The organism is Bacillus pinisoli, assembly GCF_023036475.1.
In the GTDB taxonomy this organism is placed as follows: Bacteria; Bacillota; Bacilli; order Bacillales; family SA4; genus Bacillus_BS; species Bacillus_BS pinisoli.
Genome location: NZ_JAJQKI010000001.1, coordinates 130,597 through 144,668, shown reverse-complemented (window position 1 = coordinate 144,668; position 14,072 = coordinate 130,597). Strand labels below are relative to the sequence as shown.

Annotated in this window: 17 protein-coding genes; 9 read left to right on the top strand and 8 right to left on the bottom strand. The window is 36.8% G+C overall.

The genetic code is table 11. The annotated features are described in order from the left end of the window. Positions 1-32 precede the first annotated feature (32 nt). Positions 33-485 carry a large conductance mechanosensitive channel protein MscL gene (gene mscL / locus LT143_RS00805; protein ID WP_246938641.1) on the top strand — a complete coding sequence of 151 codons (453 nt, stop codon included), beginning with the start codon at positions 33-35 and terminating at the stop codon, positions 483-485. Between the two features lie 59 nt (positions 486-544). On the opposite strand, the gene LT143_RS00800 is transcribed toward mscL, so the two are convergent. Together LT143_RS00800 and LT143_RS00795 are read right to left on the bottom strand one after the other, a co-directional pair. Next, on the bottom strand, positions 545-679 hold the full coding sequence (locus LT143_RS00800; protein ID WP_246938640.1) for a DUF3941 domain-containing protein: 135 nt from the start codon (positions 677-679) through the stop codon (positions 545-547). Between the two features lie 182 nt (positions 680-861). Beyond that, the gene (locus LT143_RS00795; protein WP_246938639.1) at positions 862-1,710 is read right to left on the bottom strand and encodes a DegV family protein; all 849 of its coding nucleotides are present in this window, start codon (positions 1,708-1,710) and stop codon (positions 862-864) included. A gap of 258 nt (positions 1,711-1,968) precedes the next feature. Between LT143_RS00795 and LT143_RS00790 the strand changes: the two genes are divergently transcribed. The 3 genes from LT143_RS00790 to LT143_RS00780 all read left to right on the top strand — a co-directional run bounded on the left by LT143_RS00790 (position 1,969) and on the right by LT143_RS00780 (position 4,080). Further along, on the top strand, positions 1,969-2,814 hold the full coding sequence (locus LT143_RS00790; protein ID WP_246938638.1) for a YitT family protein: 846 nt from the start codon (positions 1,969-1,971) through the stop codon (positions 2,812-2,814). A 70-nt stretch (positions 2,815-2,884) separates the two neighbouring features. Beyond that, positions 2,885-3,760 carry a BsuPI-related putative proteinase inhibitor gene (locus tag LT143_RS00785; protein WP_246938637.1) on the top strand — a complete coding sequence of 292 codons (876 nt, stop codon included), beginning with the start codon at positions 2,885-2,887 and terminating at the stop codon, positions 3,758-3,760. 164 nt (positions 3,761-3,924) lie between these two features. Beyond that, positions 3,925-4,080: a YpzG family protein gene (locus LT143_RS00780; protein WP_246938636.1), complete on the top strand. Its 156-nt coding sequence runs from the start codon at positions 3,925-3,927 to the stop codon at positions 4,078-4,080. A 204-nt stretch (positions 4,081-4,284) separates the two neighbouring features. On the opposite strand, the gene LT143_RS00775 is transcribed toward LT143_RS00780, so the two are convergent. The 4 genes from LT143_RS00775 to LT143_RS00760 form a co-directional block, all read right to left on the bottom strand. Next, a complete protein-coding gene (locus LT143_RS00775; RefSeq protein ID WP_246938635.1) occupies positions 4,285-5,421 on the bottom strand; it encodes a hypothetical protein in 1,137 nt (378 codons plus the stop codon). Positions 5,422-5,527: 106 nt separating this feature from the next. After that, positions 5,528-5,731: a DUF3813 domain-containing protein gene (locus LT143_RS00770; RefSeq protein WP_246938634.1), complete on the bottom strand. Its 204-nt coding sequence runs from the start codon at positions 5,729-5,731 to the stop codon at positions 5,528-5,530. A 2-nt stretch (positions 5,732-5,733) separates the two neighbouring features. Continuing rightward, complete coding sequence (locus LT143_RS00765) at positions 5,734-5,886, bottom strand: hypothetical protein (protein ID WP_246938633.1); 153 nt, start codon at positions 5,884-5,886, stop codon at positions 5,734-5,736. A 128-nt stretch (positions 5,887-6,014) separates the two neighbouring features. Continuing rightward, positions 6,015-6,833 (bottom strand): Cof-type HAD-IIB family hydrolase, encoded by an 819-nt coding sequence (locus LT143_RS00760; protein ID WP_246938632.1) that lies wholly within the window; start codon positions 6,831-6,833, stop codon positions 6,015-6,017. Positions 6,834-6,936: 103 nt separating this feature from the next. Here LT143_RS00760 and LT143_RS00755 point away from each other — a divergent pair, with 103 nt between their 5' ends. From LT143_RS00755 to LT143_RS00735, 5 genes are all read left to right on the top strand, one after another. After that, the gene (locus tag LT143_RS00755) at positions 6,937-8,265 is read left to right on the top strand and encodes a Na+/H+ antiporter NhaC family protein (protein WP_246938631.1); all 1,329 of its coding nucleotides are present in this window, start codon (positions 6,937-6,939) and stop codon (positions 8,263-8,265) included. A 49-nt stretch (positions 8,266-8,314) separates the two neighbouring features. After that, positions 8,315-8,626: a metal-sulfur cluster assembly factor gene (locus LT143_RS00750; protein WP_246938630.1), complete on the top strand. Its 312-nt coding sequence runs from the start codon at positions 8,315-8,317 to the stop codon at positions 8,624-8,626. A 251-nt stretch (positions 8,627-8,877) separates the two neighbouring features. Beyond that, positions 8,878-9,057 (top strand): YjzC family protein, encoded by a 180-nt coding sequence (locus LT143_RS00745; protein WP_246938629.1) that lies wholly within the window; start codon positions 8,878-8,880, stop codon positions 9,055-9,057. 173 nt (positions 9,058-9,230) lie between these two features. Then, entirely contained in the window at positions 9,231-11,822 is a 2,592-nt protein-coding gene (gene clpB / locus LT143_RS00740; RefSeq protein WP_246938628.1) for an ATP-dependent chaperone ClpB, read from the top strand. A 249-nt stretch (positions 11,823-12,071) separates the two neighbouring features. Then, positions 12,072-13,091 (top strand): nuclease-related domain-containing protein, encoded by a 1,020-nt coding sequence (locus LT143_RS00735; RefSeq protein ID WP_246938627.1) that lies wholly within the window; start codon positions 12,072-12,074, stop codon positions 13,089-13,091. A gap of 5 nt (positions 13,092-13,096) precedes the next feature. On the opposite strand, the gene LT143_RS00730 is transcribed toward LT143_RS00735, so the two are convergent. Together LT143_RS00730 and LT143_RS00725 are read right to left on the bottom strand one after the other, a co-directional pair. Beyond that, positions 13,097-13,375, bottom strand: a complete 279-nt coding sequence (locus tag LT143_RS00730; protein WP_246938626.1) for a hypothetical protein — start codon at positions 13,373-13,375, stop codon at positions 13,097-13,099. A 152-nt stretch (positions 13,376-13,527) separates the two neighbouring features. Beyond that, positions 13,528-13,716, bottom strand: a complete 189-nt coding sequence (locus tag LT143_RS00725) for a YjzD family protein (protein ID WP_246938625.1) — start codon at positions 13,714-13,716, stop codon at positions 13,528-13,530. Positions 13,717-14,072: the final 356 nt, after the last annotated feature.

The window sequence follows — 14,072 nt, the reverse complement described above, 5'->3', positions numbered from 1 at the left end:
TGTACATAGTAAAAGAGGAAGGAGAGATGAAAATGGGATTTGTAAAGGAATTTAAAGACTTCGCTGTAAAAGGAAATGTTATCGATTTAGCAGTCGGGGTCATTATTGGTGGAGCATTTAATAAGATTACCTCCTCTCTAGTTAATGATGTCGTCATGCCCCCTATTGGGATGTTGCTAGGAAAAGTAGATTTTACTAATTTGTTCATTACATTAGGATCAGAAGAGTACAATACACTCGCAGAAGCGAAGGATGCAGGAGCAGCAACGATTAACTACGGAGTGTTCATTAATAACATCATTCAATTTTTAATTACAGCCCTTGTCATCTTCATTGTAATCAGGCAAATTAATAGGATGAAAAGAAAAGAAGAACAAGCCTCTACACAGCCAACCAATAAAGAGTGTCCTTACTGTATTACAACCATTCCTCTTAAGGCAACAAAATGTCCCAATTGTACAGCTGATATTAATACAGGCATGTAAAAAGCTTGGCACTGGGCCAAGCTTTTTGTGTGTTAAATCTGTAGGCAGTTTACTCTTTTCTACAAGTGATCTGTTTGCTTTGAATATTGACGCTTACCCTTTTGGCGATTTTCTTCACGTTCTGCATTCTTTTGGGCACGCTTTGCGTTATTGTCAAAAGCCTTCTTATCATTATCGCTAGTATGTCTAGTCATAGAGATGCTCCTTTCAAAATAAAGGTACGAGATTAGCGTAACTCAAAAGGGCGTTCTTTATGTAAGGCTCTTTTCGTATAGATAAACTGCATGTTGTCACATTCCTCTACCATTATGAAAATTGTGTGCAGCATCAACCATATTAAACACATCTAACTGATAAGGTTTTAAACAACAACAGTCTACTTTAAGAAGAAAAGAGCAATGGTACCAGGGCCGGCATGAGCTCCAACTGCTGAACCAATTTTAGTAATCATAAATGATTCACATCCAATTTGTTCTTTAATTTTATCTTTTAAGTAAAGTGCAGTTTCTTCATCATCACCATGACTAATGCCAATTGTTTGTCCTGTGAAATCTTGACCACGCTCTTTCATAAGGTCTACCATTCGTTGTAAGACCTTCTTACGACCTCTAATTTTTTCGAGTGGAATTAACTTCCCATCTTCCATATGTAGAAGTGGCTTAATGTTAAGAAGTCCGCCTACAAATGCAGACGCTTTTGATACCCTTCCGCCTCTAGCAAGATAATCAAGGTTGTCAACGGTAAAAATGTGTTCCATCTGATTAGCATAACGCGTTGTTTCTACGACAACCTCATCGTAGGAAAGTCCTTGTCGAATGAGTTCTGCTGCCTTAACTACAACAAGACCCATACCGAGTGAAGCGCATTTTGTGTCTAGTATCGTTATGTTAAAGTCAGGATATTTTTCTTTTACTTGGTCAGCCATCATGGTAGCTGTCTGATATGTACCTGAAAGTTGAGAAGAAAACGCCACGTAAAAGACATCAGCTTTCTCTTCAGCAAATCTTGTAAATGTTTCCTCAAAACGTGTCGGTGGTACTTGTGACGTTTTAGGAACAAGCTCTTTCTTCATGGCATCAAAGACCGAGGAAGAGTCAATGGTCTCCATATCATAATAATCTTCTCCATCTAAATGAACGACTAAAGGAAAGAGATGAACCTTCTCATTTTCAAGCCATTCTTTTGGTAAGTCGCATGCACTATCTGTTAGTAACTTTATCATCATTTCATCACCTCTACTTGCATTATATATGTAATTGGGGCTTTTCTGCTAATTTATACTTATCATTCAATATTATTTGTTGTTTTACATGATTCCATGAAATGTTTATTTTTGCTTTTAGTAAATTTAATAACCTGTCGTTTCATTTCGTTATAAGGATCGTGCTGAAAACAACAAACTTTTCGCAAAAAAGGTATTTTTTTGTTTCAAAATTTTTGATTGGGTAACATTAAGAGTATAGGGATAATAAGGGGGATTTCCATGATTTTGGGAGAGAGTAAAAAAATAGTTATCATTATAATAGGCGCACTATTAAATGCGGTAGGGTTAAACTTATTTTTAATTCCTGCTCATGTATATGCAAGTGGCTTTACCGGGATTGCACAGCTCATTGCAAGTCTTGTTCAAGACTATACACCTTACTTTATTTCTACGGGTGTATTATTGTTTATACTAAATATTCCCGTCACCATCTTAGGTTGGCTGAAAGTAGGGAAATCGTTCACATTATACAGTTTTATTAGCGTGGCATTAACCACTCTCTTCCTTGAATTAATCCCAGTTTATTCCGTGTCTGAGGATATCTTATTAAATGCCGTGTTTGGTGGAGTGATTGCCGCAGTTGGTGTTGGACTCACCTTAAAATGGGGTGCATCAACTGGTGGGGTCGATATTATAGCTATGGTCCTATCAAGAATGAAAGATCGCCCAGTTGGTGTTTATATTTTCACTCTTAATTCATTCATTATCATCGCAGCGGGCCTTTTATATGAGTGGGAGCAAGCATTATATACGTTAGTAGCTTTATATGTATCAACACGTGTCATAGATGCCATTCATACAAGACACGAAAAACTGACAGCCTTGATTATTACAAAAAAGAGCAAAGAGCTTAAAGAAGCGATTCAATCTAAATTGGTTAGAGGTATTACCATCTTACCTGCAAAAGGTGCATTTACAAATGAAACAAAAGAAATGATGATGATTGTTATAACAAGATACGAACTTTATGATCTTGAACGAACGATTAGAGAAGTAGATGAAAATGCCTTTACGAATATCGTTCAGTCTACAGGAGTGTTTGGGTTTTTTCGAAAAGATGGGTAAGTTTCCATGTAACATTTCTTGCTAATAATCGACCATATTAGTAGAAGTATCATTCTCAGGAGGTATGAAAATGAAGTACTTTATGTTTTTCATTAGTTTCTTATTTATATTTACTGGCTGTGGAGCGGATCGACAGGAGACGAACGGAGGTTCTGCAGATGAAGAGTCAAAAGAAACAACCTCTCCATCTATTGATTTAGCAGATATTGATTTAGGATTAGATATTAAGCCTACTAAAGAGAACGTAGGGTTTACCATGAATTTTAAAAATAATGCAGATGAACCTGTCGAGTTTACATTCTCTTCTGGTCAAAAATTTGAAGTTGTAGTGAAAGATCAGAGTGGGCAAGAGGTGTATCGATTTTCTAAAGGGAAGATGTTCACCATGGCATTAGAAATGCTAAAACTTAAAGCTGGTGAATCGGTCACTTATAAGGATGTATGGGAGTATAAAAAAGAGGGAGTAACTTTAGAGCCTGGTGAGTATCAAGTAGTTGCCTCAGTCATCCCAATCGAAATGAACGGAGAAAAACTCGGAAAAGACCCATTCACAGCAGAAGGAAGCTTTACAATTGAAACATCTGCGGAGGCTCAAGCAACGGAAAAATCGGAATCAGAAGGGTCACAGGATGAACAAAAACAAAATCCTGCGTTCCGTAATATAAAAGCAGCAGGAAGTAATGGTGAATACGTCATAACAGGGGAAGCGAGAGTGTTTGAAGCTGTCTTTATGTACGCCGTTGAAGACGGGCATCATCAGCTGGTTAAAGAAACACCTTTCTTTGCAAATGAAGGGGCACCATCCTGGTCTTCCTTTGAACTAAAAATATCCATACCTAAGGACCAGCTTCCTACAGAAGGAACAGTAACAGCCCATATCTATGAACGAAGCGCAAAAGATGGGTCAATCGTAAATTCTTACTTTGTCACCTTAGAGCAGTTTTAACTGTTGAATCTTCCTACTCAGATGAGAGGGAGATTTTTTTAAAATTAACCAAATAGAATATCTTTTTGTACGTATGATTCTCAATGTAACTTCACATATTAAAAGAGATATTCCTCGTAATATCATATTTAGAAATAACAATCCTATTGATGAGGTGACTACGTATGAGTTATAAAGATCACTTAGATCCACATTCTCAAAAGTTTCACCATAATTGGACCAGACCGAAGCACGCTAGTTCTCAAGTGAACGGACATACAATGATGTCCCAAACGATTATTAAGGCGAAGAGTGACTCAAAGGCCCACAGGATGTTTTAGGTTATTTCTACAAAGAAAGAGAGAAGACTGTTGTCTTCTCTCTTTCGTTTGTAGTTAATAAAGGCTGTTTTCGTATAGATTGTTGCTTTGTGTAAAATACATAAAGAGAGTTGCTCTTTTCTGATTCTACCTCGATTTGCTTCTAAAAATGGTTATACATTCAGAATAATTGTACTAATAGCAACAAAGTTTCAGAAAAGAGCCTTAATAAATGACGATTGTTTGGTCGTACACTTCACAGCCTAATGCTTTATCTTCAAAGTATTGAATCTTCCGTTCTTGTTTATCAACGATTGCTACATAGAATAGATCTTCACCATGATTTCTAGTCCAGCAATCAGCCACGATATAACGCTCATCTAAATAGTGGACATACACGTTCATTACACCCGGAAGATGCTGAAAATAGGTGTGCTCTAAACGGAAAATTTCTTTTTTCATAGGTGAGTAAAAATAATCCTCTTCTGTTGAAACAAAGTAAACTGTATCATTAAAAATCCGGATGGAATGATAGGAAAATCCTTTAGGAAGTAAATAGCTTCTCTTTCCAAAATCATCCTTATTTAACTCAATCAGTTCTTCTTTATTAGTAGGGAAATCTTTCCGTATATAATAAATAGAGTCTGCATTTTCAGCAATTACGCGAATGAATCCATTACGGTCCGTCTCGTCAATAATTAACGGATGTATTGGGTAATCTGACTTCACATCTTTCATATATTGCTTTAAAGAAATGACGCCGATAAATTCCTTTTCTTTATTTAATTCATGATATCGAGCATGGTCTTCTTTTTCCCACGTTTCCATATAATAAGGGTTCAACAATAAGTAGGTGTCCCCTTTATGGGTAAACAAGGTAGGTGTTGAAATAGCATCATGAAATGTGTGATCGTTAATCACAAATTGTTTTTCTTTTTTTGCATCCAGCAAATAATGTGTGACATCATCTTCGTAACTAGATGGATCCATCTTTCTGATGATGAACATCACTTCATGATCAGTCATAAACACTCCTTCGAGTTCAGCATCAAAAGGGAAATGAGTAGATCCAATTTCATGAAGTTCTTTACTAAGTAAATGAAAACGATAGAAGGTATAAAAGACTTGGTTAGAAGAGACAGTCCGAGTCGCGTAGCTAACATAAGGAAATTCATAAGGAAATTCTACAGCATCCTTAACGGTATGAATTTCTTTCGTACGGTTCTTGTTTTTTTCATAAATAGTAAAGTCAGCAACTGGAAAGATGGTTGTAACTTTTGACAAGTAGAATAAAGAAGAATCTATAAGGTCAATAGGGTAGTAATGTTCATTTGTATTATTTTTTAAAGTAATTACCTTCATGAATGTTGCTTCTCCCCAGTAGTAAGATAATTAAATAGTAACAGAAGGGGCTTTATATGAAAAGAGAGACCTACAGCGTAGTAGCTGCAGGTCCCAATTGTGATCTTTATTGAGACTGTATATCATCCAGTTCATTCTGCATCATGCTAAGTTGCTCTTGTTCGGCTACAGTTGAATTAGCATAGGCTGATGAAAGAGCATTTTTCGCAACAAAAATAGCTTGTTGTGCATCTGCAGAACTATTTCCATTAGCGGCTTGTTTGGCTATAGCAACCGTCTCACGTGCTTTTTGAAAAAGCTGATTGGCCATAATTAAACGCCTCCATAGGAACTGGTTTCAACATTTTCTAGCTTCTTTGCTTCGGCTTCAGCTAATGTTGAGTGATACGGGAATCGTTCATCATGTTTAGTAACAAAATCTTTATTCTTCTGAACAAAGCGATTTGATTTACTACTGCGTCCCATGATCTATTCCCCCTTAAAGATAATAACGCTATTGCTTAAGCGTCATTAATAGCATGCGGCGAACAGGCTAAACCTATGCCAGAGAGAATTTTCTAAAACAGGATAACAATAATCTGTATAGATATATATTAGTTTCTTTTTAGCTTAAGGATTTCTTCTAAATAATGTGCAATTCCGTCTTCTTCATTTGTTTTCGTCACATGGTTGGAGAGCGTTTTCAGCTCATTAATTGCATTCCCCATTGCAATTCCATGCCCTGCATATTCAATCATTTCCAAGTCATTATCTTCATCTCCAAAAGCAATAATTCGTTCTCTTGGTACTTGATAATGCTCTGCAACTAGCTTTAGACCCACTGCTTTATTTAATCCACTCTTCACAATTTCTATAACATGCCAAGGAGCTCCCCAGCGTCGATGGTCAATAACTTCGGCATGCACATCTGTTAAATGCTTTCTAATTTCTCCAACCTTATGCTCATCTGCGTGTATGAGAATGGACGTAGGATCGTGAAGAAGAGTCTCTCTTAAGTTCCCTGTAGAGATATTGTTACTTCCCGTGCTAAAAATATCCATAAGTTCAGGATCATCATAATGAAAGTAAACATCATCAATTACTTCTGCTAAAATATTCTTAATAGTGAAGCCATCACTAGCTTCAAAAATGGAGTGAGCTGTTTTAATATCTATAGGTGAGTGATATGTACCCCATGATGAAGATGTAGGATGATGGACATAAGCCCCATTGAAGTTAACAATTGGTGAAGTTAGACCTAACTCCTTGTAATAACTGTGGCTAGAACGAAAAGGTCTTCCTGTTGCTATGACAACATGGTGTCCTTCATTCATTGCGTTTTGTAAAACCATTTTCGTACGGTCAGAGATTACTTTTTCTTCTGTTAATAATGTGCCGTCCAAATCAACAGCAATTAAATGTGGTTTAATCATAGGCTTCTCCTTATCACACATATTAGTTTACTCTATACCAGTTTACCGTCAAATAAATTAAGCTGTCTACTTTTCAAGATCATTTTAGTTAGAAGGTGTAATGTTGAAGCCATTTACGATTATTGAAATCATCATGATTATTTTTGTTACATTAGCAGGCGTTGTATGGTCCATTTTAGCTAAACAATTACTATTAATAGGATTCTTGCCGGGTTTTATTTATTTGCTAATTGTATGTCTAAAAAAGGGTAATCATTTGAAAGTGATATTGACCTTTTGTTTTCAAGGCTTCTTGAAAACAAAAGAAGTTATGTACATCCTATTGTTAGTAGGTTTATTGCTCCCATCATGGCAAACAGCTGGCACCATTGATGGGATGGTTCAACTCATTCTCTTATTCATACATCCTGAATTCTTTTTCATTTCAGCTTTTTTAATTGCTTTAGTTGTATCAATGGTACTTGGAACAAGTGTGGGTACGCTAAGTTCAATCGGTATACCTTTAATAGGAGCTTCAGTTACATTGGGACTTCCTTTAGAGATAACAGCTGGCGCATTAGTGTCAGGAGCATTTGTCGGTGACCGGACATCCCCTTTTTCAAGTGCCAATCAATTGTTGTCCAATACGATAGAAGTAGACAGAAAAGGATTTCAAAAGGAACTATGGAAGACGGGAAGTGTAGGAATCACTATAACTTTCTTATTCTTTTTATTAATTGACTATATAGTGAAGCCCTCAAAAACAAGTATGATCAACAGCGGTTGGATCAATGAAAACCTAATTGTTATGCTTCCGATCATTCTGCTTCTATTTATGGCAGTACTTAGAGTGAAAATAAAGACATGTTTTTTGGGGAGTATCATCGCTGCACTAGCCATTATTCTTTTTCACCAACAACCTATTGATATATTCCTATTTTGGGAAGGAACAGAGGCATCTGGAGGCGGATTACAGAAGATGCTTCCATTAGTTGCCTTTATAGGATTAGCTGGTGCGTATAACGGAATTGTGGAGTCGCTTCAAATTTTTCAGTCAATCTTAACAAAATGGCAAAATCCATCTGAAGCACTATATACTCAAACATGGAAGACGATGCTTGCTTCACTTTGTATATCACTACTGGCATGTAACCAAACACTCCCCATTATCTTAACAGGGAGAACGTTTTTAACGAATTGGTCACAGTCTAATCATCAGAAAGATTTTGCACGTGTAATGGCCGATTCATCGATGTTATTTGCCGGAATGATACCGTGGAGTGTCCTTGCCATCATGTGCAGTACTGTTCTTGGGGTACCATTGAAAGACTATCTGCTATATGCTATTTTTCTATGGAGTTTACCAATTGTAACCTTTATCTTTTCTTATTATCATACGAAAAAGAATACAAGCTTGCGCTATGAGGAAAAGCAAGCATATGATTTAAACTAACAAACAATGTTGGTTATACTAAATATAAAGCGAAAGGGGATGAGTAAGAATGGATAAAGCGATGGAAGAAAGCATAATGGGTGCACTCGAGACTGTCAATGATCCAGAATTAAACGTTGATATTGTTAACCTAGGTCTCGTTTATGGAGTTGACTTGGACGAACAAGGCGTAGCAACTGTTACGATGACTCTTACTTCAATGGGTTGTCCACTTGCCGGAACAATTGCAGAAGAAGTAAAGAAAGCATTAGCAGATCTTCCTGAAGTGAAGGAGACGGAAGTTAGTATTGTTTGGAGTCCTCCTTGGACGAAAGACAAAATGTCTCGCTATGCAAAGATTGCACTGGGAATAGCTGATTAAGAAAGACTGTCCGTATATGTATTCTATTTGGATAAGCGATGGAAAGGCTACAGATAAGCGTTAGATCTTTATCCTTTTTCATAAGAATGCATGGATTCCGGAATGATTCAGTCTCTTCCTTCATATACAATCATAATAACAACTTCTTCAGCCAATATTTAGTAGTTCACAGACTGGTTTAAGATGAAAGAAAAAGACGATAACGGGTACAATATATGGTGCAACCCAATTACTAAAAAGGAGGGTGCACGATGGGACAAAGTCGTCAGTTCATGCCAGGAAAGAAAGCACCAAATAACGGTATTTATGTGGAGATTGGAGAAACTGGAAGTAATGTAATGAATCCAAAGCAGATTCATTTAAAGGCTGGAGATACCTTTCCTGAAACCTCCAATCACAACAGAAAGTGGAGCTATAAACGCAAGCCTTAATAAAAAGCCATCTCTTTTTTTGAGATGGCTTTCCATATATAGGGCTCTTCTAAAATACATGTTGCTGTGCAAGCAACTCATTAAATGTGTAAAGCAGGCAGTATATTCTAGTAAAAGCCGCAACAATTTTGACAAAGAAGGCCTTATATATAAAGAGGAGGGGGCGTATAGTCATGAATTCTAATCAGTTAACAGAACGACTTCGTGAAGGCTTATTAGGTGCTCAGAAGCTGGCAGCCAGACTTTCTCATCCAGAGGTGGATCAATTACACTTATTACATATACTCTCTAGCCAAAGTGAGGGTATCTTTTCTTCAATATGTAAGAGATTAGATATTGATGAAGAATATGTTACGAAAGAATTATCTCAATTATTACATAAGAGACCTAGAGTTAGTGGAACCGGTATTGAGAATGGAAAAGTATATATTTCAAGTCCTCTTCAAAAATCCTTCTTAAAGGCGGAAGAATATTCACAAACTTTCAAGGATGAATATATATCAGTAGAACATATGTTACTTGCCTTCACAGAACAAAGCGAGAGAAATGAAGTATATCCCATTTTTAAAAAGTTTCATCTAACAAAGGATAGGCTGTTAAAAGTGATACAAGAAATTAGAGGTGGGCAAAGAGTGACGAGTGCAAATCCTGAAGCAACATATGAAGTGTTAGAAAAGTATGGACGGGATTTAGTTAATGAGGTCCGTGAAGGTAAAATTGATCCTGTCATTGGAAGAGATGATGAGATTCGAAGAGTGATCAGAATCCTTTCAAGAAAAACTAAGAACAACCCTGTACTCATTGGCGAACCAGGAGTCGGCAAAACAGCAATCGTTGAAGGGCTTGCTGCTCGCATCGTGAGAAAGGACGTACCAGAAGGGCTGAAAAATAAAATAGTCTTCTCCCTTGATATGAGTGCGTTGGTAGCAGGTGCAAAATATCGTGGTGAATTTGAGGAGCGGTTAAAGGCTGTTTTAAATGAAATCAAGAATAGCGAAGGCAAAATCCTACTATTTATTGATGAGCTTCATACCATTGTCGGGGCAGGTAAAACAGACGGAGCTCTTGATGCCGGAAATATGTTAAAACCGATGCTTGCTAGAGGTGAGCTTCATTGTATAGGGGCAACAACGCTCGATGAATACAGAAAGTATATTGAAAAAGATCCTGCTCTAGAGCGCAGATTCCAACAAGTACTAGTAAAAGAACCAACAGTCGAAGATACTATTTCAATTTTACGTGGCTTAAAAGAACGCTTTGAGGTCCATCATGGCGTAAATATTCATGATAAAGCCATCATTGCTTCTGCTACGCTTTCAAACCGCTATATAACGGATAGATTTTTACCAGATAAAGCAATTGATCTCATTGATGAAGCCTGTGCTACCATTCGTACTGAAATTGATTCAATGCCAAGTGAACTGGATGAAGTCATGAGAAGCATGATGAAGCTTGAAATTGAAGAAGCTGCACTTGGAAATGAAGAGGATGAGGGCAGCCAAGAAAGATTAAAAGCTGTTCAACACGAGTTGGATAAACTAAAAGAAAAAGCAAACAAAATGAGAGAGCAGTGGGAATCTGAAAAAGAGGCGATCCTAGGTGTCCAGACTTTAAGAGAATCACTCGAAAAGGCAAAACGTGAATTAGAAGCGGCGGAAAGTGAATATGATTTGAATCATGCGGCTGAACTAAGACATGGGCGAATCCCTCAATTAGAAAAAGATCTTAGAGTGGCAGAGGAACGGTCCATCACGCAAAGCAATCAACAACGACTATTAAAAGAAGAGGTTACAGAAGAGGAAATCAGTAAAATTGTCTCAAACTGGACGGGAATTCCTCTTACGAAGCTTGTAGAAAGTGAAAAAGAAAAACTGCTACAATTAGAAACTCTGCTTCATCAACGAGTCATCGGTCAAAATGAAGCTGTTACGTTAGTGTCCGATGCTATTCTTCGAGCACGTGCAGGGATTAAGGACCCGAAGAAGCCAATTGGCTCTTTCTTGTTTCTAGGCCCTACAGGAGTAGGGAAAACAGAATTAGCAAAGGCACTGGCAGAAGCTCTATTTGATAGTGAAGAACATATGATTAGAATCGACATGTCCGAATACATGGAAAAACATGCTGTTTCTAGACTAGTTGGTGCTCCTCCAGGATATGTAGGATATGAAGAAGGAGGACAATTGACTGAGGCTGTTCGTCGAAATCCTTATTCCGTTATCTTATTTGATGAAGTAGAAAAAGCACATCCTGAGGTTTTTCATTTATTATTACAAGTTTTAGATGACGGTAGAATAACAGATTCACATGGGAAAACAGTCGATTTTAAAAATACCATTTTAATTATGACTTCAAATATAGGGTCTCAGCTATTACTAGAAGCAACTGACGTGGAAAGTGAAGAAGCGAGCCAAAATGTTATGTCCCAGCTTAAACTTCATTTTAGACCTGAATTTCTAAATCGTCTAGATGAGGTGATACTGTTTAAGCCGTTAACTAAACAAGAAATCGGGTATATCGTTGAGAATATGATTATTGATCTAGAATCAAGGTTAACCGATCGGAAAATTGAACTCCAATTAACGGAAGGTGCAAAAAGATATATTGTTGAGGAAGGGTATGATATTACTTATGGCGCACGCCCACTCAAACGGTTTATCCAAAAACACATAGAAACAAAGCTTGCGAGAAAACTAATAGCTGGTGAGCTTGCTGATACTTCTGTGATCACAATTGATTATATGGGAGAGCAGTTAGTATTAAAGTAAGGAGAAGGGCATGAGTTTGTGTCTTTCTTTTTTTTTGTGAAGAACGGACGATGAAGTGGAGACTTGTGCAATTAATTGGGGTTACTGTGCAATTTTTTTTGGCTACTGTGCGAATAACCAAAACTACTGTGCAATAATCTCCATTTACTGTGCAATTCCTATCTTTTGCACAGTAAACATACCTAAGAATAGAGGAGAATTCACGATAGAAGTAGAAGATAAGATGAAAAAATTAAAGGAGTGGATAAATTGATTAAAAAAGAACGTTCTTTTCCTGTAAAACTATACACATTACAGGCTCTTCTTAGAAGATTACCGAAGCATCATCCAAAATATCAGTCCTTACAAGATGAATGTTTGAGGAGAAAGGCTGGACTAAAAGGTGAACAATCCATTGATTACGAGTTAAGCCAGTTACACACAAAAGAAGATTACATTTTTCATGATTTAAGGCTACCTAATCGAGAACAATTTTTCCAACTAGATACTCTACTTGTGACAAAGTCTTTCATCGTCATCATTGAAGTGAAAAATATCGCAGGAACCGTGTATTTTGATAAGAAATTTAATCAACTAATACGTTCTTACAACGGTGTAGAGGAAGCATTCTCAGATCCACTTCTTCAGATTAAACGTCAGAGACTACATCTTATGGAATTAATCCGACTACATAAGTTTAATATTCCTGTTGAATCTTTAATTGTGTTTAGTAACCCCCACACATTAATAAAGGCATCTCCTGAATACGCTCCTCACGAACTATCCAACATTATCCATCGTGCAGAACTTCCTTTTAGAATGAACCTTATTAAAGACAAATATCAAAAAGAAATCATAACTCCAAAAGATATGAAAAAATTATCCTCCGTTTTATTAAAGTATCATACCCATGAAGCTATATCAGCGGAAAGCTTTGGTGTACGTAAAGAAGACGTAATAAGAGGTGTGCATTGTCCACCGTGTAACTACATCCCGATGGAAAGGAAAAGAAAGAAGTGGTACTGCACAGCTTGTAATGATCATTCAAAAACAGCTCATATAGATTCACTATCAGACTACTCATTACTGATTAGCAACACTATTAGTAACAAGGAACTAAGAGATTTTCTCCAAATACCATCAAGATGTACCTCACTTTACCTATTACAATCCATGAGCCTTGAATCGACAGGAGCAACAAAGGATAAGAGATATTTATTAAATCTGGAGCGTAGCTCATGTGATTGTATAACACACAGGAACTATGCCCCGAATAAACTGTTCTGGTGACTACCTTAATGATGACCTTGCATAAAGAAGTATGCATATATGTATAACGTGATTGAGAATAGGCAGCCAGTAGTCAGAAGAATATAAATTAGTTTTGTATTTTGAAGCCTAAAATAAGAGATATACAGTATAAACGCAAGTAAGGTGAGGACTAACCCAAATAGTAACCCTGGAACATTATAACCCAAACCTTTTCCAATTAATGTTTCGACTAGTATCCAGACTAACCAAGAAACAGATGAACCAATGAGAATCCAAGTGGAAACCCTTTTTGTTAGTGTCATATGAAATCTCTCCTTTCTCTTCTAGTATACCTAAAATAATGAAAACCCTTCAAGCGAGGCCTGAAGGGTTTACGATATTTAGAACAACAAGTAGGGACGGCCTATGCGCCATCATAAATCAATGACGGTTTGTAGCACGTTTACCTTTGTTCTTAATGGTGTTTTTGAGCATTCTCCTTAGGTACTAATGCATCTCCTAAAATGAAAATCAGGATTGAGAAGACTACCGCAATAATGGAGCCTTGAACAAAGTCATATGTACCACCTTGCATGGAGCTTACTACATAAAGTACCATTTGAATGAGTAGGAATGTCCAGAAAAGTGTCCAAAAGTAACGCATACGTTCACCTCTATTTCTACAAGCATATAAAAGTATTGTATCACATGTAAGAAATAAAAATAAGTATATAAAAATATGATTGAATATTTTCATAAATTATTTTAGTAAAGTCATAAAATAGATAGTAAAGGAAAATACTTGTAATAAACTATTTGGTGCTAATTTATTGAGTTAGACATACTTCAAACATGTGGAGCTAAAGGAGGGAGTTAGATGTCTGATAAACAAAAAGAACTTGAGCTCTTGTTAGAACAAGAAGAGTCTAACTTAACAGCCACAGGTAAGAACCGATTAGATGAGCTCATAGAGGAAATGAAACAATCTTGAAGGGTACTTAATCCTGTTAAAATAAGGAG

What these genes read in the sequence shown, in the direction of transcription:
- mscL (WP_246938641.1), top strand. Translation starts at nt 33, where the DNA reads ATGGGATTTGTAAAGGAATTTAAAGACTTCGCTGTAAAAGGAAATGTT.
- LT143_RS00800 (WP_246938640.1), bottom strand. Translation starts at nt 679, where the DNA reads ATGACTAGACATACTAGCGATAATGATAAGAAGGCTTTTGACAATAAC.
- LT143_RS00795 (WP_246938639.1), bottom strand. Translation starts at nt 1,710, where the DNA reads ATGATGATAAAGTTACTAACAGATAGTGCATGCGACTTACCAAAAGAA.
- LT143_RS00790 (WP_246938638.1), top strand. Translation starts at nt 1,969, where the DNA reads ATGATTTTGGGAGAGAGTAAAAAAATAGTTATCATTATAATAGGCGCA.
- LT143_RS00785 (WP_246938637.1), top strand. Translation starts at nt 2,885, where the DNA reads ATGAAGTACTTTATGTTTTTCATTAGTTTCTTATTTATATTTACTGGC.
- LT143_RS00780 (WP_246938636.1), top strand. Translation starts at nt 3,925, where the DNA reads ATGAGTTATAAAGATCACTTAGATCCACATTCTCAAAAGTTTCACCAT.
- LT143_RS00775 (WP_246938635.1), bottom strand. Translation starts at nt 5,421, where the DNA reads ATGAAGGTAATTACTTTAAAAAATAATACAAATGAACATTACTACCCT.
- LT143_RS00770 (WP_246938634.1), bottom strand. Translation starts at nt 5,731, where the DNA reads ATGGCCAATCAGCTTTTTCAAAAAGCACGTGAGACGGTTGCTATAGCC.
- LT143_RS00765 (WP_246938633.1), bottom strand. Translation starts at nt 5,886, where the DNA reads ATGGGACGCAGTAGTAAATCAAATCGCTTTGTTCAGAAGAATAAAGAT.
- LT143_RS00760 (WP_246938632.1), bottom strand. Translation starts at nt 6,833, where the DNA reads ATGATTAAACCACATTTAATTGCTGTTGATTTGGACGGCACATTATTA.
- LT143_RS00750 (WP_246938630.1), top strand. Translation starts at nt 8,315, where the DNA reads ATGGATAAAGCGATGGAAGAAAGCATAATGGGTGCACTCGAGACTGTC.
- LT143_RS00745 (WP_246938629.1), top strand. Translation starts at nt 8,878, where the DNA reads ATGGGACAAAGTCGTCAGTTCATGCCAGGAAAGAAAGCACCAAATAAC.
- clpB (WP_246938628.1), top strand. Translation starts at nt 9,231, where the DNA reads ATGAATTCTAATCAGTTAACAGAACGACTTCGTGAAGGCTTATTAGGT.
- LT143_RS00730 (WP_246938626.1), bottom strand. Translation starts at nt 13,375, where the DNA reads ATGACACTAACAAAAAGGGTTTCCACTTGGATTCTCATTGGTTCATCT.
- LT143_RS00725 (WP_246938625.1), bottom strand. Translation starts at nt 13,716, where the DNA reads ATGCGTTACTTTTGGACACTTTTCTGGACATTCCTACTCATTCAAATG.